Genomic DNA, 24,535 nt, shown 5'->3' with positions numbered 1-24,535 from the left:
TTGTAGGTTCTCGTCACCTTCGGGGCGGTGCGCGTGCCGAGGGTTCGCCGGCAGGGCAGGACTACGGCCGTCGGTTGTCGTGATCGCGCGGAGGGCCCGGCCATGAGGCATGCCCCTTCCGGTCTCCGGTCTGCTTCCCGACGACGGGTCCGTGGAAGGTCCCGCCCCGGAAGTCGATGTGGTCTCCCGACTGCCTTACCCGGGAGGGCCCTTCCTCGGAGTCGCCCGAGACCCCTCCCCGTGCCGGGTACTTGTGCAGCACCGCCATCGCGACCGCCGCGGCCCGGGCGGCCGCCCTCTGCTGGGAACCCCCGGCGTCGGCGGCGGCCTTTCCGGCGTCCGCGTGGTCGCTGATGCCCCGGATGACGAGGGCGTCCCGGCCCTCCAGGTGGGCCGCGTGGGCCGCTCCCGAGCCCTCCGTCTCGAACGCGGCCGCGTCGTTGTAACGCTCGTGGACATGCCGGGCGATCCCGGACCGGGCGTCCGCCAGGACCACGTCCCCTGTCGCGATCGGCTTGAAGTGCGCCCGTACGTCGGGCATGTCCCGCACGGCGGCACGCGCGGCCGAGAGCAGTGCGTGGGAGCCGTGCCACGCCTCGGGGCGGTCGAGGAGGCCCTCGGGCGTGGCCTTGCCCCCGTGGACGCCGTACACCTTCGTGCCCACCACGACGTCCCCGAGGCCGACGTCCTCCTTGAGACTGCCGGCCACCCCGACGAAGAGCACGGCCCGGGGACGCAGCCAGCCGATGAGCGACGAGGTGAGCGCGGCGGTGTTCCTGGCGCCCTCGCCGAGCTCCGCCGCCGCGATCCGCCATGACGTGCCCGGCAGACGCCCCAGCTCGACGAAGGTCCCGTTGCCGGGGTGGGCGCGTTCCTCCCGCTCCTCGACGTACGCCCGCACCGCCGCGTACTCCAGCGCCAGCGCGGTCAGGACCAGAACAATCGGCTTCGTCTCCGGCACACTCGTAAGGTACTGCCGGGGGAAGGGGGCCGCGTGGCGGAACGGGGCGTGACGGTCGGGCAGTTGCTGCTCACCGAGTACCAGACGATCAAGGACGAGCAGAAGTCGCGGATCGGGTTCCGGGACAATCTGCTGTACGTCACCCTCACGGTGGTGGCCGCGGTGATCGCCGCCGCCGCGCAGGCCGGGCGGACGGAGATGCTGCTCGCGTTGCCGCCGGTGTGCGTGGTGCTCGGGTGGACGTATCTCGTCAACGATCAGAAGATCTCGGCGATCGGAGCTTATGTACGGGACGAGTTGGGGCCCCGGCTCGCCGAGACGGTGCAGCTGGAGGGCGCCGAGGTCTTCCAGTGGGAGGTCGCCCACCGGGGGGACGCGCGCCGGGTCTCGCGGAAGGTCGCGCAGTGCGTCGTGGACCTGCTGGCCTTCTGCGTCGTTCCGTTGAGCGCGCTCGTCGCGTACTGGGTGGGGAACGACGCCTCGGCGGGGCTGGTGGTCCTGTCCGTGCCGGAGGCGGTCTCGGTGGTCGGGCTGGGGGTGTACATCGTTCAGTACGCCGTGCCGTTCGGGGCGGGGGGCGGGAACGGGTGAGCGATCACATCGACTTCCAGGGCGGGGACTTCCGCGGGACGGTCATCGGGAAGGCGGAGTACCGGCAGCGGACGCCCGCTCCGACCGCGTTGGACGCCCTGCCGCCCAGGGCCGCCGGCTTCACCGGGCGCGAGGCGGAGCTGGACCGGCTGCTGTGCGCGCTGAACCCGGCCTCCGGGGCGGACGAACGGCGGGCCGTACTCGTCACCGCGGTCTCCGGGCTCGGCGGTGTCGGCAAGACCGCGCTGGCGGTGGAGGCGGCCTACGCGGCCCGGGAGTCGGGGTGGTTCCCGGGCGGCGTGCTCTTTCTGGACCTGCACGGGTACGACGACGCTCCGGTCACGGCGGACCAGGCGCTTCAGTCGCTGCTGCGGGCGTTGGGAGCCGAGCCCGAGCACGTCCCGGCGACGGCCGACGAGCGGGCGGGGCTCTACCGGTCGATGCTGGCCGAGCGGGATGCCGTGCTGATCCTCGCCGACAACGCCTCCTCGCCGGACCAGGTGTGGCCCCTGCTGCCGGGCGGAGACCGGCACCGGGTTCTCGTCACCTCGCGGGACCGGGTTTCCCAACTGGGTGCGCGGTTGGTGCCGTTGGACCAGCTCACACCTTCCGCCGCCCGGGGACTCCTCGACCGTGCTCTGCGAATCGGGGAGCCGGACGACAACCGTGTCCTGGACGACCCCGAGACGGCACGGGCGCTTGCCGAGCTGTGCGGGCATCTTCCGCTCGCTCTGCAGATCGCGGCCGCGCTGCTGGTGGAGGAGACGGACAAGCCGGTCGCGGAACTCGTCCGTGAACTCGCGGCGTCGTGCGACCGTCTCGCCGATCTCGACGACGGGCGGCGCAGCATCCGGGCCGCCTTCGCCCTTTCGTACCGCCGGCTGCCCCCCGAACAGGCGCGATTGCTGCGTCTCCTCGCCCTTGCGCCGGGTCCCGAGGTGAGTGACGAGGCCGTCGCCGCGCTGGCCGGGGCCGAGGGCCCTCCGCTGCGCGACCTGAAGGCGCTGGCCCGTACGCACCTCGTGGGACGCGGCAGCGGCCGCGTGCGGTGGCGGTTGCATGACCTGGTGCGGGAGTTCGGAAGGGGCGTCGTCGCCCGGACCGGCACCCTGCGGGAGGAGGGCGAGCTGGCACGGGCGAGGCTGCTGGCGTGCTACCACCTGGGTGCCCGGGAGGCCGATGCCCGGCTGCGGTGGCTGCCGGGGGTGCCCGAGCCGGAGAGGTTCACCGACCGCGCCCAGGCGTTGGCGTGGTTCGACGGTGAGCGCGAGGGGCTGCTGGCAGCCGTGCGGTGGGCACGGGACGCCCGTCATGCGCGGGCGGCCGTGTCGTTGGCCGACCACCTGGTGGAGTACTTGCAGGAGCGGAGGTACTTCGACGACTGGATCGCCATGGCGCGGTCCGCCCAGCGGGCCGCCGGCCGTGCCGGGGACCGCCCGGCCGAGGCCCGCGCCCGGAGCAGTCTGGGGTCCGCCCTGCGTCAGGCGGGCAGGGGAGAAGAGGCCATGGAGGCCCATGTGCTGGCCTGTGAACTGCTCCGGGCCGGCGAGGACCGACGGCAGGAGGCCATGGCCGTCAACGCTCTCGGCATCGCTCTCCAGGAGGCAGGGCGACTGGAGGAGGCCATCCAGGTGCACCGCCGCAACAAGGACCTGTTCCGCTCCGTCGGTGACGCCCGGGGCGAGGGACTGGCGTGGACCAACCTCGGGGGTGCCCTGGCCGGGGCGGGCCGCACGGAAGAGGCGATCGAGGCCCACACGCGTGCCTGCGAACTGCTCCTGGAGGCAGGTGACGGTCGGTCGGAGGGTGCGGCGCGGGGCAACCTCGCGAGCAGCCTGCGCCGTGCGGGCCGACTCGAAGAGGCGATCGGCATGTACCGGCAGGCCTTGGCCCTGCACCGGGGAACCGAGGACTGGTACGGCGCCGGCAGCACTCTCCAGGGCATGGCCCGCGCGTACGAGAGCGCCGGTGCTCCCGCAGAGGCCCGTGAGCACTGCCTTCAGGCGCTGGAGGCCTACGAGCGGGCCAACGCTCCTGCGGAGGCCGCCGAAGCCCGCGCACAGGCCGACGCCCTCACCGCCCCTGCGGCACCCACCGGTACACCAGTTCCGGTCTCCCCACCTGACCGTACAGCGGGCTCCGACCGGCCCGGCCCGCCTCCACCAGGTGTTCCAGGTAGCGTCGGGCCGTGATCCGGGAGATTCCCACCGCCTCCGCCACACCCGCCGCCGTCACGCCCTCCGAGGCCTCGCGGAGCGCTCCCGTGACCCGTTCCAGCGTGGGCCCGCTCAGTCCCTTCGGGAGTGCCGCCGGTGACGGTGCTCGCAGTACCGCCAGCGCGCGGTCCACCTCGTCCTGGCCGCTCGCCTCGCCCACCGCCGCGTGGAACTCGGCGTAGCGGACCAGCCGGTCCCGCAGCGTCGCGAAGGTGAACGGCTTGAGCACGTACTGGACCACCCCGAGGGAGACACCCTCCCGGACCACCGCCAGGTCCCGTGCCGACGTCACCGCTATGACGTCCGCCTGATGCCCCGCCGCCCGCAGCGACCGCGCCAGCTGCAGGCCGTGCACGTCCGGCAGGTGCAGGTCCAGCAGCAGCAGATCCACCGCCGTGCGGTCCAGCAACCTCCGCGCCTCCGCCCCCGTGTGGGCCTTCCCGACCGCCACGAATCCCGGCACACGTCCGACGTACATCACGTGCGCGTCGGCGGCCACCGGATCGTCCTCCACCACGAGGACCCTGATCGGCTGCTGCTGATGGGTCATCCGGCGTCACCCACCGACGTGCGCAGCGGCAACCGCACCTCGAACACCGCTCCGCCCTCCTCGGCCTCCGCCACCGTCAACGTCCCGTCGAGCCGGGTGACCGCCTGCCGGGCCAGGGCCAGGCCCAGGCCGCGGCCGCCGGGGCCCGCCGGCTTCGTCGAGAACCCCCGTTGGAATACCAGGTCCGCGTGGGCGGGGTCGACACCGGGTCCGGTGTCCGACACGCGCAGCACCAGTTCGCGGGCCGAGGCGTACGCCGTCACCGTGACCCGCGCCCCGGCGCTGCCCTGCGCCGCGTCGACCGCGTTGTCGATCAGGTTCCCGAGGACCGTCACCAGGTCCCGTGCGGAGAGTCCGGAGGGGAGCAGGCCGTCGTCCAGACGGCTGTCCGCCGACACCACCAGTTCCACGCCCCGCTCGTTGGCCTGTGCCGTCTTGCCCAGCAGCAGCGCCGCCAGCACCGGTTCGCTCACCGCCGCCACCACCTGGTCGGTGAGTGCCTGGGCCAGCTCCAGCTCCGCCGTCGCGAAGTCCACCGCCTCCTCGGCGCGGCCCAGTTCGATCAGCGAGACGACCGTGTGGAGGCGGTTCGCCGCCTCGTGCGCCTGGGACCGCAGGGCCTGGGTGAAACCCCGCTCCGAGTCCAACTCGCCCATGAGGGACTGGAGTTCGGTCACATCGCGCAGGGTGGCCACGGTGCCCCGGCGTTCTCCGCCCGACACCGGCGAGGTGTTGATCACCAGGACGCGCGACGCCGTCAGATGCACCTCGTCCACCCGCGGCTCCGACGAGAGCAGCGCCCCGGTCAGCGGTGTCGGCAGGCCGAGCTCCGCCACCGACCTGCCGATCACGTCCTCCTCCTCGCCCACCCCGAGCAGCTCCCGGCCGCCGTCGTTGATCAGCGCCACCCTGTACTGCCCGTCCAGCATCAGCAGTCCCTCGCGCACCGCGTGCAGCGCCGCCTGGTGGTAGTCGTGCATCCGGCTCAGCTCGGTCGCGTTCATGCCGTGGGTGTGGCGGCGCAGGCGGGCGTTGATCACGTACGTGCCGACCGCGCCCAGCAGCAGCGTGCCGCCGGCCACCCCGAGCAGGGCCGCGACCTGGTCCTGGACCCGTGCGCTGATCGCCTCGACCTTGATGCCGGCGCTGACCAGGCCGATGACCCGGCCGTTCTCCTCCACCGGGGTCACCGCGCGGACGGAGGCCCCGAGGGTGCCGGTGTAGGTCTCGGTGAGGGTGCGGCCGTGCTGGGCGGGGCCGATGTGACCGAGGAAGCGTTTGCCGATCTGCTTCTCGTCAGGATGGGTCCAGCGGATGCCGGACGGGTTCATGATCGTCACGAAGTCGACGTTCGCGTCCCGCATGACCTGCAACGCGTACGGCTGGAGCTCCTTGGTCGGAGCGGGCGTGTGGATCGCCGCGCGGACCGAGGGGGAGTCCGCGATCGACCGGGCCACCGCCGAGGCCTGCCGCGTCGCCGCGTCCTCGGCCTGCCGCTGGTCGCTGACGTAGGTGAACAGCGCGTACCCGGCCACGACCACCGCTATCAGCACGGCCTGCATGGCGAACAGCTGGCCCGCCAGGCTGCGAGGGCGGGGGAGAGAGGGGACGCGCATGTCAGCAGTGTGCCTCTCGGGCCAAGCATGAACTAAATGAACGGAAGGGTGACCGCCCTCACAGACCGGGGGATAGTCCAGGCATCCCCCACAACCCCCGGACGTGAGCCGCACGCCGGTGATGCCGACGAAGACGTCAAGGAGGGCAGCCGTGGCCGCCACTTCCCCCGATACGGCACCTGCCGTACCCCGCGTGAAGCGGGACCGGACCCACTACCTCTACATAGCCGTCATCGTGGCGGTCGCGCTCGGTATCGCCGTGGGGCTCATCTGGCCCGATGCCGGGGTCGAGCTGAAGCCGCTGGGTACCGGCTTCGTGAACCTGATCAAGATGATGATCTCGCCGATCATCTTCTGCACGATCGTGCTCGGAATCGGGTCCGTACGGAAAGCCGCGAAGGTCGGTGCCGTCGGCGGTATCGCGCTCGGCTACTTCACGGTGATGTCGCTCGTGGCGCTCGCCATCGGCCTCGTCGTCGGCAACGTGCTGCACCCGGGCGACGGGCTGCACCTGACCGAGGCGCTCAAGCAGACCGGGCACGCCCAGGTGTCCAGCGACGCGCTGCCGCCCGTGGACTTCGTGCTGTCGATCATCCCGGTCACGTTCGTGTCCGCCTTCACCGAGGGCCAGGTGCTCCAGACCCTGCTGGTCGCCCTGCTCACCGGGTTCGCGCTGCAGGCCATGGGGGCGGCCGGGCAGCCGGTGCTGCGCGGCGTCGAGCACATCCAGCGGCTCGTCTTCCGCATCCTGTCCATGGTCATGTGGGCCGCGCCGATCGGTGCCTTCGGCGCCATCGCGGCGGTGGTCGGTTCGGCCGGCCTGGACGCGCTGAAGAGCCTCGCCGTGCTGATGCTCGGCTTCTACGTCACCTGCGTCCTGTTCGTCTTCATCGTGCTCGGCGCGCTGCTGCGGATCGTCGCGGGACTGAACGTCTTCTCGCTGTTCAAGTACCTCGCCCGCGAGTTCCTGCTGATCCTGTCGACCTCCTCCTCCGAGTCCGCGCTGCCGCGGCTCATCGCGAAGATGGAGCACCTGGGCGTCAGCAAGCCGGTCGTCGGCATCACCGTGCCGACCGGCTACTCCTTCAACCTCGACGGCACGATGATCTACATGACCATGGCCTCGCTGTACATCGCGGACGCCCTGGGCACGCCGATGTCCGTCGGCGAGCAGATCCCGCTGCTGCTCTTCCTGCTGCTGGCCTCCAAGGGCGCGGCGGGCGTCAGCGGCGCGGGCCTCGCCACGCTGGCCGGCGGTCTGCAGTCGCACAAGCCCGCGCTGGTCGACGGCGTCGGTCTGATCGTCGGCATCGACCGCTTCATGAGCGAGGCGCGTGCGCTGACCAACTTCGCGGGCAACGCGGTGGCCACCGTGCTGATCGGCACCTGGACCAAGGAGATCGACAAGGGCCGGGTCAAGCAGGTGCTCGCCGGGGAGCTGCCGTTCGACGAGACGACGCTGCAGGACGAGAACCGGGCCCCGGCGGCCGAGCTCCCCGAGCCCCGCGAGGGCGGCGAGAAGGAACTGGCCAAGGCGTAGGCGCTCCGCCCCCGCCCCCCTCTGCTCCGGACGCCCGGCCCCGCCTGAACCCGGGCCGGGCGTCCGGTCACGCCGCCGGGCGGCTGAGTCTCCCCCGTTCACTCAGCCGCCCGGCCTCCACCTTCCGTCACTCCCCACTCACCTTGGCCACCAGCCCGGTGGCCGTGGAGGCGGGCACGCCCGCCGCGGTCAGCACCGTGACCGTGGCCGAGCGGCCCGCCTCCCGTGCTTCCACCAGGCCGTCGTTCACCGCCTCCATCACGGCGAAAAGCATCTGCTCGTGCACGTACGCGAGGGCCGGCGCGGGCAGCGGGGAGCTGAAGACGCCCTCGTCCAGACCGCGCTGCAGCAGCTGGATCTTGTTCTCGCGCACGGGCGCGAGGCGCTCGCGGATGCCCTGCACGGTGACCGTGCGCTGGGCCAGCGCGACCAGCAGCCGGTAGCGGTCGGCGATCTCCCAGATCGCGAGCACCGACCGGGCCACCGCCTCCGCCGGGTCGGCCACCGCCTCCCGGGCGCCCGCGTCCGCGTCCGTCAGCGCGTCGACCGCCCCGTCGACGAGGGTGCTGATCAGCGCCTCGCGGCTCGGGAAATGGCCGTACACGGTCCGTCGTACGACCCCTGCGGCGCGGGCGATCTGGTCCATGGAGGCGTCGGGGTCGCGCAGCAGCTCGGCGAGGGCGACGTCGAGGATGCGGCGCCGGTTGGCGTCGGCGCGGCTGGTGTTACCCGTGGTCATGGCAGTCATTCTGCACGCACCTCCTCGACTTGCACAGTGTTGTGCAACGACGTACATTGCACATGGTTGTGCAATTGCACGGCGCTGTGCAATTCTCGTCGCGTACCGAGGAAGGCGATCCCTGCCATGCGACTCGTCATGAACGAACCGGTCGAAAGGACGGACCGCCCCTACGCCCGGCGCTGGTGGGCGCTCCTGGTGCTCTGCCTGAGTCTGCTGATCATCGTGATGGCCAACACCGCCCTCACGGTCGCGGCGCCCGACATGACCCGCGACCTCGGGCTGTCCAGTGCCGACCTGCAGTGGGTGATCGACGGCTACACCGTCCCGTACGCGGCGCTGATGCTGCTGCTCGGCGCGATCGGGGACAAGTACAGCCGGCGCGGGGCGCTCGTGCTCGGGCTGGTCGTCTTCGGCGGCGGAGCCGTCGGCGGATACCTGGCCGACTCCTCCACGGCCGTCATAGCGGCCCGCGCCGTGATGGGCGTCGGCGCCGCGCTGATCATGCCCGCCACGCTCTCCCTGCTCGCCGCGACCTTCCCGCGCGCCGAGCGCGCCAAGGCCATCACCCTGTGGACCGCCACCGCGGGGCTCGCCATCGCCGCCGGACCGGTGGTCGCGGGTGCCCTGCTGCGCGACCACGGCTGGTCCTCGACCTTCCTGATCAACGTGCCCGTCGCCGCGGTCGCGATCGTCGGCGCCCTCGTCCTCGTACCGTCGTCCAGGGCCGGGCACCACGACCGGATCGACTACGTCGGCGGCCTGCTGTCGGTCGTCTGGAGCGGCTCGCTGGTCTACATGATCATCGAGGGGCCGCACTTCGGCTGGGGCACCAAGGCCGTCACCGCCGCGGTCGCCGCGGGCGCGGGCCTGGTCGCCTTCGTCCTCTGGGAACTGCGCCACCCCCGCCCGATCCTGGACGTCCGCCGCTTCACCGACCGCCGCTTCGCGGGTTCCAACCTGGCCGTCGCCCTGTTCTTCCTCGCCGTCTTCGGCGCCTTCTACTACCTCACCCAGCACCTGCAGTTCGTGCTCGGCTACGACGCCCTGGAGACCGGCGTCCGCATGCTGCCGCTGGCCGGCGCGGTCTTCGTCGGCTCGGCCCTCACCGGCTGGCTCACCCCGCGCGTCGGCATGAAGTGGACGGTCGGTGCGGGCATGGTCGGCGGTACGACGGCACTCGCGCTGCTGACGCGGGTGCACGCGGGCTCGGGCTACGGTGACTTCGTGGCGCCCCTAGTCATCCTGGGCCTCGCCATCGGCCTCGCCCTCTCGCCCTGCACCGACGCGATCATGGGCGCCTTCCCGGAGTCCGAACTGGGCGTCGGCGGCGCGGTCAACGACACCTCGCTGGAACTTGGCGGTTCGCTCGGCATCGCGATCCTCGGCTCGCTGCTCGCCACCTCGTACGGCGACCACCTCACCGACGCCACCGCGGACAGCAAGCTCCCGGCGAGCGCCCTGGCCACCGCCCGGGACTCGGTCGGCGCCGGGTACGCGGTCGCGCAGGGCATCGGCGACAAGGCACACCAGCTGGCCGCGCAGGCGGCACGGACGAGCGATCCGCAGCAGGCCGCGCAGCTCAAGCAGCAGGCCGCACAACTCGCCTCCGGAGCACGGCAGATGGCGGACGCGGTCGGCTCGTCCTTCGCCGACGCCGTCGCCCGCACCAGCCTGGTCGGCGCGGTGATCCTGGGCATCGGCACGGTCCTGGTGGCCGTCCTGCTGCCGCGCCGCGAGGCCGCCGCGGCCGAGGTGCGGGAGGAGGAGCGGGAACTCGCGCACAGCGCAGCCGACTGACCTGGGCGCACCGCCATGCACTAGCGTGCCGAGCCGGATCAACCGGAACGGCACGTTCGTGCGTGGCGTCTGTACGGGTATGGAGGCACGGGGGATGAAGATCGACTGGGACCGGCGGACCTGCGCGCGCAAGGGACATGTGACCTACGCGCCCGACGATCCCCGCCTGCGGGTACGGCTGCACGCGCAGACCGCGCTCGGTGACGTGTGGCGCTGTCTGCGCTGCGGCGACTTCGTGCTCGGCGAGCCGCACAACTCGGGGCCGGCCGAGGAGGCTCCGCTGGTGGCGCGCGGGAAGGTGCTGCGGGACCTGTTCATCCTGCGCTTCCTGGCGATCGAGCGGGCCGTGCGCGGGGTGTTCATCGTGCTGGTCGCGGTCGCGGTGTGGAAGTTCAGCAACAGCCAGGACGCGGTACGCCGCCTCTTCAACGAGAACCTGAACGTCTTCCGCCCGGTCTTCCGGCACTTCCACTACGACCTCGACCACTCGCCGGTCGTCGGCTCCGTCCAGAAGGCCTTCGGCTACAGGCACAACACGCTGCTGCTGGTCGCGGCCCTGCTGCTGGCCTACGCGCTGATCGAGCTGATCGAGGCGGTCGGCCTGTGGTACGCCAAGCGCTGGGCGGAGTACCTGACGGTGGTCGCCACCGCCGCCTTCCTCCCGCTGGAGATCTACGAACTGACCGAGAAGGTCAGCTACCTGAAGATCGCCACCCTGGTCCTCAACATCCTCGCGGTCCTCTACATCGCCCTGGCCAAGCGCCTGTTCGGCCTGCGCGGCGGCCGCAAGAAGTTCGAGGAGGAGCGCCACAGCGCGTCCCTGCTGGAGGTGGAGGAGTCGGCGGGGGTGGCCGCCCGGTAATACCGTTCCGCGAGCGGGGGACGCGGTCCGCCGTTCCCGTCACGATGCCGTGCTGCGCAGGTGCGCAGGCACGGCCCACCACTGGTCCGGGCGATCCACCACCGGAGCGTCCGGACCGGTCTCGATGAACCGGCCGAGGCGCAGCAGATAGGCCGCGATGCCCGCCGCGCCCTGCATCCACGCCGTGCCCGGGGGCAGCAGCGGTGGGTCCTTGCGGTGTTCCAGGAAGCGCCAGCGCGCGCCCGCCTCGTCCCTGATCGCCCGCTGCACCAGCGCGTCGCCCATCCCGCGTGCTGCCCGTACCAGAGTGTCCGCCCGCGCTGTCATGGCGCAGTCCTGCGCCGCGTCCAGAAGCACATCCCCGACGCCCGCCGTACCGCAGCAGCGGCCGTCGTTGTCCCAGAAGCCGGGACGGAGGCGCTCCGGGACCCCCGAAGTGAGGATCGAGGTCGCACAACGGTGCCGCAGTTCGCCGACCCCGAAGCCCGCCACCTCCGCCACCCCCGCGTGCGACAGCGCAGCGAACAGGTGCGACGTGCCCGCCGGGCCGTGGCACCACGTGTACGTCACCGGTTCCACCTCCCGCGTCGACGGCGGGATGGTGTGCGGGACGACGAAACCGCCGTCCTCCAGCGAGCCCACCGACAGCACGTGCCGGGCCCCCTGTACGGCGGCGGCGACGAAGTCCTCGCGGTCCAGGGCCGCACCCGCCACCGCCAGCGCCGCGGCCACCCCGGCGGTGCCGTGCGAGTAGTTCGGCGCCCTCCACCGTGTGCTCGGCGCCATCCCCCAGTCCAGGCCCGCCTCCGTACGGTCCGCCACGTGCAGCAGGGCCTCGCAGCCCGTCGTCGCGATCGTCTCCGCGAACTCGCCCCCGGCCCAGACCGCCGTCAGCACCACGCCCGCGGCGCCCATGATGATGTCGTTCATTGGCTCGTCGGAACCCGGTTCGAACTCGACCGTGCTCTTCCACCCCTCGGAGGTCGCCAGGTCGGCCAGTCGCCGCAGAGCGACCGATTCCCCGCCCGGGGCGAGGAGCTTCAGCGCCATGGCGTCGCCTGCCAGGCCGGCGTAGAGCGACGGCTCGCTTCTGCCCCTCGCCTGCGCCGACAGTCTGGTCACGATCCCCGTTGCCAGGGTCTGCTCCCGTCCGCTCAGTTCCCGGTACTGCGCGATCTCCGCCAGTACCGGGGCCAGGCCCGCGATCCCCGCGTACAGCGTGTCGCGTTCCTTCGCGTCCGCCGTGTCCTGGGCGTCCTCCGACACCGCCTCCGGCAGCCATGGGCCTTCGTCCTCGCGTACCTGGCCCAGCACCCACGACCAGGCGGCCTCGCCCAGTTCCCGATATGCGTCGCTCGCCACCACCCGACCACGCTACAACTGCGCGATTCCTACGGGTACCTACGCGCGCCGGTCCCCGATCGGGGACCGCGTGGCCCGCGTCAGCCGCGCCAGTTCCCCTTCGCCGAGCATCAGATCCGCCGCTCCCGCCGAATTCCGGACGGTCTCGGGACGGCTCGCGCCCGGGATCGGGATCACGGCCGGGGAGAGCGCCGACAGCCAGGCGAGGCACACCTGTTGGGGACTCACCCCGAGCTCCCTCGCCACTTCGTGGAACGCGGCGAACCGTTCCGTGCCGGGCAACCCCGACGGCCCGTCCAGCGAGCTGCGCGAGATCCCGCCCAGCGGGCTCCAGGGCAGGAACGCGAGGCCCAGCTCGGTGCACAGCCGCAACTCGGCCTCGCTGTCGCGGACCTCGGGGGAGTAGCTGTTCTGGACCGACACGAGCCGGTCGCCGAGGATGGCGCGGGCCCGGCGGATCTGGTCGGTGTCCACGTTGGAGAGCCCGGCCAGCCGGATCGTGCCCGCGTCCAGCAGCTCGCGCAGCGCGCCGACGGACTCCTCGAAGGGCACGTCAGGGTCGGGCTTGTGCAGCTGGTACAGGCCGATCGCCTCGACGCCGAGCCGTTCGCGGGAGGCCTCGGCGGCCGCCTTGAGGTGCCGGGGCGAGCCCGTCACCGTCCAGCTGCCGTCGGCCGGGCGGCCCCGGCCGCCCTTGGTGGCCACGAGCACGCCGTCCGTGTCACCGCCGTAGGTCGCGAGGGCGCGGGCGACGAGGAGTTCGCTGTGGCCGGGGTCCTGGCCCGGCAGGTGGTAGGAGTCGGCAGTGTCCAGCAGCGTCACGCCCGCGTCCAGGGCCGCGTGCACCGTGGCGAGGGCGCGTTCCGCGTCCGGCCGGCCCTCGATGGACAGCGGCATGACCCCGAGCCCGACCGTGCTCACCCGGACCCCGCCCAGCATGCGGTGGCGCATCAGCCGGCCTTTCCGAGTGTCTCCGCGACGGCCCACGGCAGCCACTGCCGTACGTCACCGAAGGCGAAACCCAGCCTGGTGGCCCGGGAGTTGTCCATGCCGTAGCGATGGCGGAAGGCGAAGGGGGAGGTCTCGGCCGAGGCGGTGGGCTCGAACACCGTTCTGCCGTCCGGGAGTCGGGCGGCCACCGCCGCGCACAGCTCTTCCAGGCTCAGCAGGCCGTGGGAGGCGGCGTTCACCGGGCCCGTGAAGTCCTGGCGGGCCGCCCAGAAGAGGAAGTCCGCGATCTCCTCGACGTGGATGTACGTCGCCGGGTGGGTGACGGGCGGTACGGCTATGGGGGCGCCGGTGCGGATGCGGTCCGCGTAGTGCTGGAGCCGTCCGGTGAAGTCGTCGTCGCCGCCCAGCACATGAGCCACGCGGACGGACGCGAAGGGCAGGCCCGAGGCCGTGAACACCGCCTCGGCCTGCCGCTTGCCCTCGCCGTAGTGCGCCTCGAGGAACTCCGGGTCGTCCCAGGGGAGCGCCAGGTCCACGGCGACCGCGCCCGGGTCGACCGCGCTCTCGGGCACCGGCGCCGGGGAGTCCTCGCGTTCGTACACCTCCACCGTCGAGGTCATCACATAGCGTCCGGTGCGCCCCGCGAACACCCGGCGGGCGATCTCCGCCTGGCGCGGGGTGTAGCAGACCTGGTCGAGGACGACGTCGAACACGCGGCTGCCGATCGCCTCGGACAGGGCCTGCTCGTCGTCGCGGTCGGCCGGCAGATGCGCCACGCCCGGCGGTGGCGCGGACGATCCCCGGTTGAGGACCGTGACCCGGTCACCGGCTTTCAGCAGGCGGGCGATCAGCCGCTTGCCGAAATAGCGGTTGCCGCCGATGACCAGTACCTCTCGTGCGTTTCCCATGACCATAATTCTCCGGGCTTCACATCGGCCTCAGAAGGGGGAGACATGGGAGATACGGCCACCGCACCGAAAGAACCGCGGCAGCCGCGCGCCCTGGCCGACGAAACGTCGGTGGCCTTCGACGCGGTGGACCGGCATGTCCTCGAACTGCTGCAGACCGACGGGCGGATCAAGCTCAGCGAGCTGGGGCGGCGGGTCAGCCTGAGCCCCGCGGCGGTGGCCGAGCGGGTGCGCCGGCTGGAGGCGGCGGGAGTGGTCGAGGGCTACGGCGCCCAGGTCGTGCCGGCCCGCCTCGGGTACGGCATCCAGGCGTTCATCCGGGTGAACCCGCACGGCGGCTACACCCTCAAGCACCCGAGGACCCGGGAGCTGATCGACCGCCCGGAGATCACCGAGGTGCACCACGTGGTCGGCGAGGACTGCTGGATCCTCAAGGTCGCCGTCGGCGACACCGCGCACCTGGAGGAGATCCTGGAGCAGACCTCGGCACTCGGCCGTACGACGACCTCGATCGTGCTCTCGTCCCCGGTGCGCCGCAAGCCGCTGCTGCCCCCGGCCTTGCCCTGACGCCGACGTCAACGCCTACGGTCGAGGACATGCGAATCGGCGAGCTGGCCGCACGGGCCGGAACCACCACCCGCACCCTGCGCTACTACGAGGCACGGGGGCTGCTGTCCGCCCGGCGCGACGACAAGGGACACCGCCGTTACGACGAGGGCGATCTCAGGCTGCTCCGGCAGATCCGGACGCTGCAGGACTTCGGGTTCGACCTGGAGGAGACGCGGCCGTTCGTGGAGTGCCTGCGGGCCGGGCACCCGGAGGGCGACTCCTGCCCGGCCTCGCTCGTGGTCTATCGGCGCAAGCTGGACGAGCTGGACGCGCTCATCGGACAGCTGACGGCGGTGCGGGAGACGGTCGCGGGGCAGCTGGAGCGGGCCGAGCGGGCGCGGGACGCGCTGGCCGCCGAGGCGCTGGTTCCGGGTGGTCCGGAACCCGTGTGCGAGCTGGGAGGGCTGACGCGGTGAGCTTGGTGAGCGGACTGACCGAGGTGACGGACGCGGACTTCGAGACGGAGGTGCTCGGCGCCGACCTGCCGGTGCTGGTGCAGTTCACGGCCGACTGGTGCGGGCCGTGCCGGCAGCTGGCGCCGGTGCTGAAGGACGTCGCCTTCGAGGAGGGCGACCGGCTGAAGATCGTCCAGCTGGACGTGGACCGCAATCCGGGGACGACGGTCGCCTACGGCGTGCTGTCCACCCCGACCCTCATGGTCTTCCAGGACGGTGAGCCGGTCCGGTCCATGGTGGGCGCGCGGCCCAAGCGGCGGCTGCTCCAGGAGCTGGCGGACGTGCTGTAGATCCGGTCCCGAACGCGGAAAATCCCCCGAGCAATTGCGCTCGGGGGATTTCTGTGCGTATATTCAGTGGTTCGCGACTTCAATTCGAAAAGTCGCAAAGAAGTTCAGTGAGCACAGTATATCCGGGCGGGAGTGGAATTGTCAAACACCGACTTTCCAGACGATGAATTGCGGCACGAGCAGGAATTCATCGACGGACTGTACGCGCGCGTGGACGTGCTGCGCGGCGAGGCCGAGACGTCGGTCACGGACGCGCTCGCCCAGGGAGACAAGCCCATGCAGGCCCGGCTGGAGCGGGACATCCTGGTCGCCGAGCGCTCGGGGCTGCTCACCGCGCTGAACGCCGTGGACGGCTCGCTCTGCTTCGGCCGTATCGACCTCGCCGACGGCGCGGTCCACCACATCGGCCGGATCGGGCTGCGCGAGGACGACGCCCGGCGCACCCCCATCCTGATCGACTGGCGGGCCGGCGTCGCCCGCCCCTTCTACCTGGCCACCGGGCACACCACGATGGGTCTGCGCCGCCGCCGGCACATCTCCACCGAGGGCCGCACCGTGACCTCGCTGCACGACGAGATCCTCGACCTCGGCGACGCCACCCGCACCGGCCACGAGGACCCCACCGGGGACGCCGTGCTGCTGGCCGCGCTCAACTCGGCGCGCACCGGCCGCATGAGCGACATCGTGCAGACCATCCAGGCCGAGCAGGACGAGATCATCCGGGCGCCGCACCGCGGGGTGCTCGTGGTCGAGGGCGGCCCGGGCACGGGCAAGACGGCGGTGGCCCTGCACCGTGCCGCCTACCTGCTCTACGAACACCGGGAGCTGCTGGCCCGCCGGGCGGTCCTCATCGTCGGACCCAACCCGGCCTTCCTCGGCTACATCGGCGAGGTGCTGCCCTCGCTCGGCGAGACCGGAGTGCTGCTGGCCACGGTCGGCGAGCTGTTCCCCGGGGTGAAGGCCACCGCCACCGACACCCCCGAGGCGGCCGCCGTGAAGGGCCGCGCCGACATGGCCGAGGTGCTCGCCGCCGTCGTACGCGACCGGCAGGCCCTGCCCGACCCGGTCATCGCGATCGAGCACGACCGCGAGGTGCTGATGCTGGACGACGGTCTGGTCGGCGTCGCCCGCGAGCGCACACGTGCCGCCAAGCTGCCGCACAACGCGGCCCGCGAGCACTTCGAGGGGCACATCCTCAACACGCTCACCGAGCTGTACGCCGAGCGCGTGGGCACCGACCCGTACGACGGCAGCAGCCTGCTGGACGCCTCCGACATCACCCAGATCCGTGACGAGATCGCGGAGAACCCGGAAGTCTGGTCCGCGATCGACCAGTTGTGGCCCAGGATCACCCCGCGGCGCCTGGTCGCCGACTTCCTCGCCGAGCCGGACGGCTACCTCTCCGAGACGGACGCCGACGCGATCCGCCGCCCGGTGACCCGGGCCTGGACCGTGGCCGACGTGCCCCTGCTGGACGAGGCGGCCGAACTCCTCGGCGAGGACGACCGGGTGACCCGGGCCCGCGCCGAGCGGGAACGCGAGGCACAGGTGGCCTACGCCCAGGGCGTGCTGGACGTCTCCTACGCCTCCCGGACTTACGAGTTCGAGGACAAGGAAGACGGTGACCCGGATGCCTCCGAGGTGCTGTCGGCGCACGACATCATCGACGCCGAGCGGTTCGCCGAGCGGCAGGAGGAGGCGGACCACCGCAGCGCCGCCGAGCGGGCCGCGGCCGACCGGACCTGGGCGTTCGGGCACATCATCGTGGACGAGGCGCAGGAGTTGTCCCCGATGGCCTGGCGGCTGCTGATGCGGCGCACCCCCACCCGCTCGATGACCCTGGTCGGCGACCCCGCCCAGACCGCGGAGGCGGCCGGCGTCGGCTCGTGGTCGGACATCCTCGCCCCCTACGTCGAGGACCGCTGGGAGCACACCCGTCTCGGCGTCAACTACCGCACCCCGTCCGAGATCATGGAGCTGGCGGCGGCCGTGGTCCGCGCCGAGAACCCGGACTTCGAACCGCCGAGTTCGGTCCGTTCGACCGGGGTACGGCCCTGGGTGCGCCCGGTGCCCGACGACCTGCCCGGCGCGGTCGCCAAGGCCGCCGCCGAACTCACCCCCGCCGAGGGGAGGCTGGCGGTGATCGCCCCGCGCGAGCTGCACCGGACGCTGGCCGCCCGGCTCGACGGGGTCACGGCCGGCGCCGAGCCCGACCTGACGCGGAGCGTCGTGCTCCTCGACCCCCGGCAGTCCAAGGGCCTGGAGTTCGACTCCGTCCTGGTCGTGGAGCCGGGCCGCTACGGCACGAGCGACCTGTACGTGGCTCTCACCCGGGCCACGCAGCGGCTGGGCGTGCTGCACACCGGGACGCTGCCGCCGGGCCTGGCCGACGGCGAGTGACGCGGGGGGTCTGAGGGCAGGCGCGCTCAGACCCCCTTCTCTTCCTTCTCTCCTTCCTCTTCATTTCTCTTCATCTCTTCGGGCCGCCGCAATTTCATGCCCTTCGTCGACGTCAGCCCCCGCTCGGGATGTGCGCGGAAGGCCGCGGTCCAGGCCGTGGGCGGGCAGGACGCGCCGTTCGGATGCTGTTCGCTCAGCCGGGCCCGTCGGCTGTCGCGGACGACGACCCGGCCGTCCTTCCGGGACGTCACCGTGAGCCGCACCGGGACCGGGCCGGCGCCGATGTCGTCCGGCAGCCGTACCGACAGCGCCCGGATCGGATCGTCGGGGTCGCCGGAGGCCCCCTGCGCACAGTGGCCGTCCACGCACAGCCGTACCGTCACCGCGTCCCGCCGTTCGCCGAAGTCGCTGGGCCGCCACATCACGGAGACGCCCGACTCCATGTCCATCAGGGTGCACGGCGTGCCCCGGCCGCAGCCCGTCAGGGCAACCGCCACCATGCCCACAACCACGACGATCCGCCGCATGTCCCCCCACCCCTCCGCCCCGCCCGGCGCCCGAGCGTAGGCGAAGGGCGGGCCGGACGCGAAGGGCGGGTCAGGCCGGCCGCAGCCACACCGTCGACAGCGGGGGCAGGGTCAGCCGGATGCTCGCCGGGCGGCCGTGCCAGGCCTGGGGCTCGGGCTTGACGACGTCGGGGTTGGTGACGTCGCCGCCGCCGTAGCCGCCGGCGTCGGTGTTGAGCACCTCCACCCAGGCCGGTACGTCCTCGGGCACGCCGAGGCGGTAGTCGTGCCGGACCACCGGCGCCAGGTGGGAGACCGCGAGGAGCGGGGTGCCGTCGGCGTCCAGGCGCAGGAACGCGAAGACGTTGTCGTCCGCCGCGTCCCCGGTGATCCACTGGAAGCCCGCCGGGTCGGTGTCCCGCTGCCACAGTGCCGGGGTCGTCCGGTACAGCCCGTTCAGGTCCCGCACCAGGTTCCGCACACCCCGGTGGTCGGCCTCGGCGCCGTAGGACGGGTCGAGCAGCCACCAGTCGGGGCCGTGTGCCTCGGACCACTCCGCGCCCTGCGCGAACTCCTGCCCCATGAAGAGCAGCTGCTTGCCGGGATGGGCCCACATGTAGCCCAGGTAGGCGCGCTGGTTCGCGCGCTGCTGCCACCAGTCGCCCGGCATCTTCGACACCAGGGACCGCTTGCCGTGCACGACCTCGTCGTGGGAGATCGGCAGCACGTAGTTCTCGCTGTACGCGTACACCATCGAGAAGGTCATCTCGTGGTGGTGGTACTTGCGGTGCACGGGGTCGTGGCTCATGTACTGCAGCGAGTCGTGCATCCAGCCCATGTTCCACTTCAGGCCGAAACCGAGCCCGCCGAAACCGCTCGGGCCCTTGTGGTGGGTGGGGCGGGTGACACCGTCCCACGCGGTGGACTCCTCGGCGATGGTCACCACGCCCGGGCAGCGCCGGTAGACGGTGGCGTTCATCTCCTGCAGGAAGGCGACCGCGTCCAGGTTCTCCCGGCCGCCGTGCTCGTTCGGGGTCCACTGGCCGGGCTCGCGCGAGTAGTCGAGGTAGAGCATGGAGGCGACGGCGTCCACGCGCAGGCCGTCGATGTGGAACTCCTCGCACCAGTACACGGCGTTCGCCACCAGGAAGTTGCGCACCTCGCGGCGGCCGAAGTCGAACTCCAGCGTGCCCCAGTCGGGGTGGGCGGCCCGCAGCGGATCGTGGTGCTCGTACAACGGACGGCCGTCGAACTCGGCCAGCGCCCACGCGTCGCGCGGGAAGTGCGCCGGCACCCAGTCCATCAGCACGCCGATGCCGGCCTGGTGCAGCCGGTCCACCAGGTACTTGAAGTCGTCCGGGGTGCCGAGGCGGGCCGTCGGCGCGTAGAAGCCGGTGACCTGGTAGCCCCAGGAACCGCCGAAGGGGTGCTCGGCGACCGGCATCAGCTCCACGTGCGTGAAGCCCATGTCCGCCACGTACGCGGGAAGTTGCTCGGCCAGCTGCCGGTACGTGAGGCCGGGCCGCCAGGACGGCAGATGGACCTCGTACACGGAGAACGGCGCCTCGTGCACGGGGGTGTCGGCACGGTGGGCCATCCACTCCCCGTCGCCCCACTCGTGGTGCGAGGCGTGCACGATCGAGGAGGTGGCGGGCGGGACCTCGGTGCGACGGGCCAGCGGGTCGGCGCGCAGGGTGCGCGACCCGTCCGGGCGGGTGATCTCGAACTTGTACAGCTCGCCCTCGCCGACGCCCGGCACGAACAGCTCCCACACCCCGGAGGAACCGAGCGAGCGCATCGGGAAACCGGTGGCGTCCCAGAAGTCGAAGGTTCCCGCGATCCGCACGCCCCGCGCGTTCGGAGCCCAGACCGCGAACCGGGTGCCCGTCACGCCCTGGTGGGTCGTCACGTGCGCGCCGAGCGTCCGCCACAGCTCCTCGTGGCGGCCCTCTCCGATCAGGTGCAGGTCCAGCTCGCCGAGCGTGGGCAGGAAGCGGTAGGCGTCCTCTGCCTCGTGGACGGTGCCGTCGTACGTCACGAGCAGCCGGTAGGCGGGCACCTCGGTGAGCGGGAGCAGCCCGGAGAAGAAGCCGTCGCCGTCGTCGTGCAGTTCCGCCCGCAGGTCGCCGGAGACCACGCCTGCCGCCTGTGCGTAGGGGCGGAAGACACGGAAGGCGACGCCGCCCGGGACCGGGTGGGCGCCGAGGACGGCGTGCGGGTCGTGGTGGGTGCCGTGCAGCAACCGCTCGCGGTCGCCGGCGTCGACGGCCGGGGAGACGGCCACCTCCAGCGCGGGCCCGGGCACGGCGGGCGGTGCGGGCCGCGAAAGGTCCCGCGGTACCGGCTCCGGGGAGGGCGCCGGCACCGTCCTGGGGGCGGCGGGCCGCGGAGTGCGCGCGTTCGGAACCTTGTTCTTCGCGGACGCGCTCCTTTCGGCCACGTTCTTCTCGGCCGCGTTCTTGGCGGCGGCCTTGCTCTTGCCGGACTTGTTCTTCGAGGTGGATGACTTCTTGGACGTCACGGACGGGTCTCCCGGGCGAGGGTCGGGTCGGACGTGGCGAGGCGGCGGACCGCCGAGAGGGGTACGGGGAGCCAGTCGGGGCGGTGCCGGGCCTCGTAGACGACCTCGTAGACGGCCTTGTCGGTCTCGTAGGCCCGCAGCAGCACGGGATCGGTGCGCGGATCGCGGCCGGCGGCCTCCGCGTACCCGGAGCAGTAGGCGGACCGGCACCGGTGCGCCCACTCCGGCGCCGGCGGGCTCGGCGAGTGGGCGGCGTAGTCGAAGGAGCGCAGCATCCCGGCGATGTCCCGCACCGGCGGCTGCGGCATGCGCCGCTCGGCCAGCGGCCGGGCCGGCTCGCCCTCGAAGTCGATCAGCGACCACTCTCCGGACGGCGAGCGCAGACACTGGCCGAGATGCAGGTCGCCGTGGATGCGCTGGGCGGTCCAGGTACGCCCCTCGGCGGCCAGGCCGGCCAGCGCCTCGAAGGCGGAGCGCAGCCCGCGCTCGTACGGCCGCAGCACCGGCACCGCCTGGACCGCGGCCTCCAGCCGCTCGGTCATGCCCCCCACCAGCAGCCCCAGCTGGGCCTGGCCCAGCGTGACCGTAGGCAGGGCACGGGCGAGCGCGGTGTGCACCTCGGCGGTGGCCCGGCCCAGGGCTCGGGCCTCGGCGACGAAGTCCTCGCCCTTGGCCAGCTCCCGCAGCGCCAGCTCCCAGCCGTCGGCCGCACCGTTCACGAACGGCTGGAGCACGGCCAGCACATACGAGTCGGCATCCAGCTCGGCATGGAGCCACGCCGTCGGCGCGGGCACCCGGGCGCAGCCCTCGCGGGCCAGCGCGAGCGGTATCTCGAGGTCGGGGTTGACACCGGGGACGACCCGGCGCAACAGCTTCAGAATGAACGTGTCGCCGTAGACGATCGACGAGTTGGACTGCTCGGCGGTCATCAGGCGCGCCACGAGTCCCTCCCGGATCTCCTGGCGCGGGTCCCGCTCGAACCGCAGCCCACCGATGCGGGCCTGGGTGCGCAGGGCCTCCAGGAGCACGTCGGCGGGCCGGGGGTCGTACAGGGCCTCGTACACCGTGCGGCCGGCCAGCGGGCCCTTCTCCACATGGCCGATGAGCGCGGGCGCGAGCCGGGGCGGCAGCGCCTCGCGCACGCCTATCAGGAGCTGGTAGCAGTCGCCCGGGTGCGGCGGTGCGCCCAGCACGGGTGGCTGGTGGACGCGGACGAGCAGGTGGTACAGCCCCAGCCGGCCGTCAGGGGGCAGCAGTTCGGTGGCGGCCACCGGGGTGAGCCCGGTGACCGGCCGTCCCTTGCCCGCGAACCAGCGCTGCCTGGGCAGCCACTCGCACAACAGCGGTTCGAGCGAGGCGAGGAGGTGACCGGAAGTCGGGGTGGTGCCGGAAGAGGTGACCGTTTCGCCCATGGGCGTCACGTCCTTTCCCCGGATCGTCGGGGTGTTACTGATGCGTGCCCCCGGTGGGGCGGAGGAAACCGCCCCACCGGTGCCTGGCCTACGCGGCGTCCCGGCGCAGCCGGAACCAGTAGAAGCCGTGCCCCGCCAGCGTCAGCAGGTACGGCAGTTCGCCGATCGCCGGGAACCGGACCCCGCCGAACAGCTCGACCGGATGCCGCCCGCTGAACCGCCTGAGGTCCAGCTCCGTGGGCTGCGCGAACCGCGAGAAGTTGTGCACGCACAGCACCAGGTCGTCCCCTCCTTCCTCGGTCAGGGGGGCCTCGCGGAGGAAGGCGAGAACGGCAGGGTTGGACGACTGCAACTCGTTGTAGGACCCCAGTCCGAAGGCAGGATTCTGCTTGCGGATCTCGATCATGCGGCGGGTCCAGTGCAGCAGCGACGACGGCGAGGACATGGAGGCCTCGACGTTGGTGACCTGGTAGCCGTGGACGGGATCCATGATCGTCGGCAGGTAGAGGCGCCCGGGGTCACAGGACGAGAAGCCCGCGTTGCGGTCGGGGGTCCACTGCATCGGGGTGCGCACCGCGTCGCGGTCGCCGAGCCAGATGTTGTCGCCCATGCCGATCTCGTCGCCGTAGTAGAGGATCGGCGAGCCGGGCAGGGACAGCAGCAGGGCGGTGAACAGCTCGATCTGGTTGCGGTCGTTGTCGAGCAGCGGCGCGAGACGGCGCCGGATGCCGATGTTGGCGCGCATACGCGGATCCTTCGCGTACTCGGCCCACATGTAGTCGCGTTCCTCGTCGGTGACCATTTCCAGGGTCAGCTCGTCGTGGTTGCGCAGGAAGATGCCCCACTGGCAGCCCGAGGGGATCGCCGGGGTCTTGGCGAGGATCTCCGAGACGGGGTAGCGGGACTCACGGCGGACGGCCATGAAGATGCGCGGCATGACGGGGAAGTGGAACGCCATGTGGCACTCGTCGCCGCCGGACCGGTAGTCGCCGAAGTAGTCGACCACATCCTCCGGCCACTGGTTCGCCTCCGCCAGCAGCACGGTGTCCGGGTACTGGGCGTCGATCTCCTTGCGCACCCGCTTGAGGAACTCATGGGTCGCCGGCAGGTTCTCGCAGTTGGTGCCCTCCTGCTGGTACAGGTACGGCACGGCGTCCAGGCGGAACCCGTCGATGCCGAGATCCAGCCAGAACTTCAGCGCGGAGATCATCTCCTCCTGCACCGCCGGGTTCTCGTAGTTCAGGTCCGGCTGGTGCGAGAAGAAGCGGTGCCAGTAGTACTGCTTGCGTACGGGGTCGTACGTCCAGTTGGAGGCCTCGGTGTCGACGAAGATGATCCGCGCGTCCTGGAACTGCTTGTCGTCGTCGGCCCAGACGTAGTAGTCGCCGTACGGCCCCTTCGGATCCCGCCTCGACTCCTGGAACCACGGGTGCTGGTCGCTGGTGTGGTTCATGACGAAGTCGATGATCACGCGCATGCCGCGCTGGTGGGCGGCGTCCACGAACTCCACGAAGTCGGCGAGGTCACCGAATTCGGGGAGTACGGCGGTGTAGTCGGAGACGTCGTAACCACCGTCACGCAGTGGCGACTTGAAGAACGGCGGCAGCCAGAGGCAGTCGACGCCGAGCCACTGCAGGTAGTCCAGCTTGGCTGTCAGGCCCTTGAGGTCGCCGACGCCGTCGCCGTTGCTGTCCTGGAACGAGCGGACGAGTACCTCGTAGAAGACGGCACGTTTGAACCAATCGGGGTCCCGGTCCTTGGCGGGAGTGTCCTCGAAGGTGTCCGGGACGGGCTCGTTGACGATCATATTGTGGGTGACCCTCCGATCTGCGGGGTGGACGGTCGCAGAACCGAGAAGACATGCGCGGGCCTGTGGCCCGGTTCGAGTCGCACATAGTTGGCCCTGCCCCAGTGATGGGTCTCACCGGTGAGCTCGTCGCGCACCGGCACCGACTCGTGCCAGTCCAGGCCGAGTTGCGGCATGTCCAACGAGACCGTGGCCTCCTGGGTGTGGTGGGGGTCGAGGTTGACGACCACCAGAACCGTGTTCGATCCGCTCCGCTTGCTGTAGGCGATCACCTCGTCCTTGTCGGTGTGATGGAAGTGGAGGTCGCGCAGCTGCCGCAGAGCCGGATTGCGCCGCCGGACGTCGTTGAGCCGGGTGATGAGGGGGGCGATGGTGCCGCCCCGGCGTGCGGCGGCTTCCCAGTCGCGGTGTTTGAGCTGGTACTTCTCGGAGTCGAGGT

Annotated in this window: 20 protein-coding genes and 1 pseudogene; 9 read left to right on the top strand and 12 right to left on the bottom strand. The window is 71.7% G+C overall.

Translation table 11 applies throughout. From position 1 onward, the window contains the following. Positions 1 to 61: 61 nt before the first annotated feature. Positions 62 to 961, bottom strand: coding sequence for a 5'-methylthioadenosine/S-adenosylhomocysteine nucleosidase (locus AC07CM_RS32015; RefSeq protein WP_478879964.1), 900 nt, complete (start codon positions 959 to 961; stop codon positions 62 to 64). A 33-nt stretch (positions 962 to 994) separates the two neighbouring features. On the opposite strand from AC07CM_RS32015, the gene AC07CM_RS32010 reads away from it, so the two are divergent. Together AC07CM_RS32010 and AC07CM_RS32005 are read left to right on the top strand one after the other, a co-directional pair. Next, positions 995 to 1,552 (top strand): hypothetical protein, encoded by a 558-nt coding sequence (locus tag AC07CM_RS32010; RefSeq protein WP_478879963.1) that lies wholly within the window; start codon positions 995 to 997, stop codon positions 1,550 to 1,552. Further along, positions 1,549 to 3,744, top strand: coding sequence for a tetratricopeptide repeat protein (locus tag AC07CM_RS32005; RefSeq protein WP_478879962.1), 2,196 nt, complete (start codon positions 1,549 to 1,551; stop codon positions 3,742 to 3,744). The genes AC07CM_RS32010 and AC07CM_RS32005 overlap by 4 nt, the downstream gene beginning before the upstream one ends. Here AC07CM_RS32005 and AC07CM_RS32000 read toward each other — a convergent pair. Both AC07CM_RS32000 and AC07CM_RS31995 read right to left on the bottom strand, forming a co-directional pair. Next, complete coding sequence (locus tag AC07CM_RS32000) at positions 3,626 to 4,318, bottom strand: response regulator (RefSeq protein WP_478879961.1); 693 nt, start codon at positions 4,316 to 4,318, stop codon at positions 3,626 to 3,628. The genes AC07CM_RS32005 and AC07CM_RS32000 overlap by 119 nt on opposite strands. Continuing rightward, a complete protein-coding gene (locus AC07CM_RS31995) occupies positions 4,315 to 5,934 on the bottom strand; it encodes an ATP-binding protein (protein ID WP_478879960.1) in 1,620 nt (539 codons plus the stop codon). The genes AC07CM_RS32000 and AC07CM_RS31995 overlap by 4 nt, the downstream gene beginning before the upstream one ends. A gap of 151 nt (positions 5,935 to 6,085) precedes the next feature. Between AC07CM_RS31995 and AC07CM_RS31990 the strand changes: the two genes are divergently transcribed. Beyond that, positions 6,086 to 7,474 (top strand): cation:dicarboxylate symporter family transporter, encoded by a 1,389-nt coding sequence (locus AC07CM_RS31990; protein WP_478879959.1) that lies wholly within the window; start codon positions 6,086 to 6,088, stop codon positions 7,472 to 7,474. A 127-nt stretch (positions 7,475 to 7,601) separates the two neighbouring features. Here AC07CM_RS31990 and AC07CM_RS31985 read toward each other — a convergent pair whose 3' ends face one another. Further along, positions 7,602 to 8,222: a TetR/AcrR family transcriptional regulator gene (locus AC07CM_RS31985; protein WP_478879958.1), complete on the bottom strand. Its 621-nt coding sequence runs from the start codon at positions 8,220 to 8,222 to the stop codon at positions 7,602 to 7,604. 117 nt (positions 8,223 to 8,339) lie between these two features. On the opposite strand from AC07CM_RS31985, the gene AC07CM_RS31980 reads away from it, so the two are divergent. Both AC07CM_RS31980 and AC07CM_RS31975 read left to right on the top strand, forming a co-directional pair. Beyond that, on the top strand, positions 8,340 to 10,013 hold the full coding sequence (locus AC07CM_RS31980) for an MFS transporter (protein WP_478879957.1): 1,674 nt from the start codon (positions 8,340 to 8,342) through the stop codon (positions 10,011 to 10,013). Positions 10,014 to 10,107: 94 nt separating this feature from the next. Then, complete coding sequence (locus AC07CM_RS31975; RefSeq protein WP_478879956.1) at positions 10,108 to 10,875, top strand: DUF2127 domain-containing protein; 768 nt, start codon at positions 10,108 to 10,110, stop codon at positions 10,873 to 10,875. A gap of 39 nt (positions 10,876 to 10,914) precedes the next feature. Here AC07CM_RS31975 and AC07CM_RS31970 read toward each other — a convergent pair whose 3' ends face one another. The 3 genes from AC07CM_RS31970 to AC07CM_RS31960 are packed head-to-tail and all read right to left on the bottom strand — an operon-like array spanning position 10,915 to position 14,096. Continuing rightward, entirely contained in the window at positions 10,915 to 12,237 is a 1,323-nt protein-coding gene (locus tag AC07CM_RS31970; protein ID WP_478879955.1) for a lanthionine synthetase LanC family protein, read from the bottom strand. Positions 12,238 to 12,276: 39 nt separating this feature from the next. Beyond that, the gene (locus AC07CM_RS31965; RefSeq protein ID WP_478879954.1) at positions 12,277 to 13,188 is read right to left on the bottom strand and encodes an aldo/keto reductase; all 912 of its coding nucleotides are present in this window, start codon (positions 13,186 to 13,188) and stop codon (positions 12,277 to 12,279) included. After that, positions 13,188 to 14,096: an NAD-dependent epimerase/dehydratase family protein gene (locus tag AC07CM_RS31960; RefSeq protein WP_478879953.1), complete on the bottom strand. Its 909-nt coding sequence runs from the start codon at positions 14,094 to 14,096 to the stop codon at positions 13,188 to 13,190. Before AC07CM_RS31960 ends, AC07CM_RS31965 begins: the two co-directional genes overlap by 1 nt. Positions 14,097 to 14,141: 45 nt before the next feature. Between AC07CM_RS31960 and AC07CM_RS31955 the strand changes: the two genes are divergently transcribed. From AC07CM_RS31955 to AC07CM_RS31940, 4 genes are all read left to right on the top strand, one after another. Further along, positions 14,142 to 14,663, top strand: coding sequence for an Lrp/AsnC family transcriptional regulator (locus AC07CM_RS31955; RefSeq protein WP_478879952.1), 522 nt, complete (start codon positions 14,142 to 14,144; stop codon positions 14,661 to 14,663). A 29-nt stretch (positions 14,664 to 14,692) separates the two neighbouring features. After that, on the top strand, positions 14,693 to 15,121 hold the full coding sequence (locus tag AC07CM_RS31950) for a MerR family transcriptional regulator (RefSeq protein ID WP_478879951.1): 429 nt from the start codon (positions 14,693 to 14,695) through the stop codon (positions 15,119 to 15,121). A 14-nt stretch (positions 15,122 to 15,135) separates the two neighbouring features. Then, positions 15,136 to 15,450 carry a thioredoxin gene (gene trxA, locus AC07CM_RS31945; RefSeq protein WP_478880055.1) on the top strand — a complete coding sequence of 105 codons (315 nt, stop codon included), beginning with the start codon at positions 15,136 to 15,138 and terminating at the stop codon, positions 15,448 to 15,450. A gap of 168 nt (positions 15,451 to 15,618) precedes the next feature. After that, on the top strand, positions 15,619 to 17,850 hold the full coding sequence (locus tag AC07CM_RS31940; protein ID WP_478880054.1) for a HelD family protein: 2,232 nt from the start codon (positions 15,619 to 15,621) through the stop codon (positions 17,848 to 17,850). Positions 17,851 to 17,876: 26 nt separating this feature from the next. Here AC07CM_RS31940 and AC07CM_RS31935 read toward each other — a convergent pair whose 3' ends face one another. The 5 genes and pseudogenes from AC07CM_RS31935 to AC07CM_RS31915 form a co-directional block, all read right to left on the bottom strand. Further along, entirely contained in the window at positions 17,877 to 18,377 is a 501-nt protein-coding gene (locus AC07CM_RS31935) for a hypothetical protein (protein ID WP_478879950.1), read from the bottom strand. Between the two features lie 70 nt (positions 18,378 to 18,447). After that, on the bottom strand, positions 18,448 to 20,877 hold the full coding sequence (gene glgB / locus AC07CM_RS31930; protein WP_478879949.1) for a 1,4-alpha-glucan branching enzyme: 2,430 nt from the start codon (positions 20,875 to 20,877) through the stop codon (positions 18,448 to 18,450). After that, complete coding sequence (locus AC07CM_RS31925; protein WP_478879948.1) at positions 20,874 to 22,289, bottom strand: maltokinase N-terminal cap-like domain-containing protein; 1,416 nt, start codon at positions 22,287 to 22,289, stop codon at positions 20,874 to 20,876. The genes glgB and AC07CM_RS31925 overlap by 4 nt, the downstream gene beginning before the upstream one ends. An 88-nt stretch (positions 22,290 to 22,377) precedes the next feature. Beyond that, positions 22,378 to 24,096, bottom strand: a complete 1,719-nt coding sequence (gene treS / locus AC07CM_RS31920) for a maltose alpha-D-glucosyltransferase (protein WP_478879947.1) — start codon at positions 24,094 to 24,096, stop codon at positions 22,378 to 22,380. Next, positions 24,093 to 24,535, bottom strand: a pseudogene (locus AC07CM_RS31915) (alpha-1,4-glucan--maltose-1-phosphate maltosyltransferase); the annotation flags it as partial. The gene treS and the pseudogene AC07CM_RS31915, both read right to left, overlap by 4 nt.

It is taken from the genome of Streptomyces sp. NPDC044061 (genome assembly GCF_056434305.1).
Note: the sequence above shows the minus strand (reverse complement) of the source record. Positions and strands in the feature narration are given on the sequence as shown.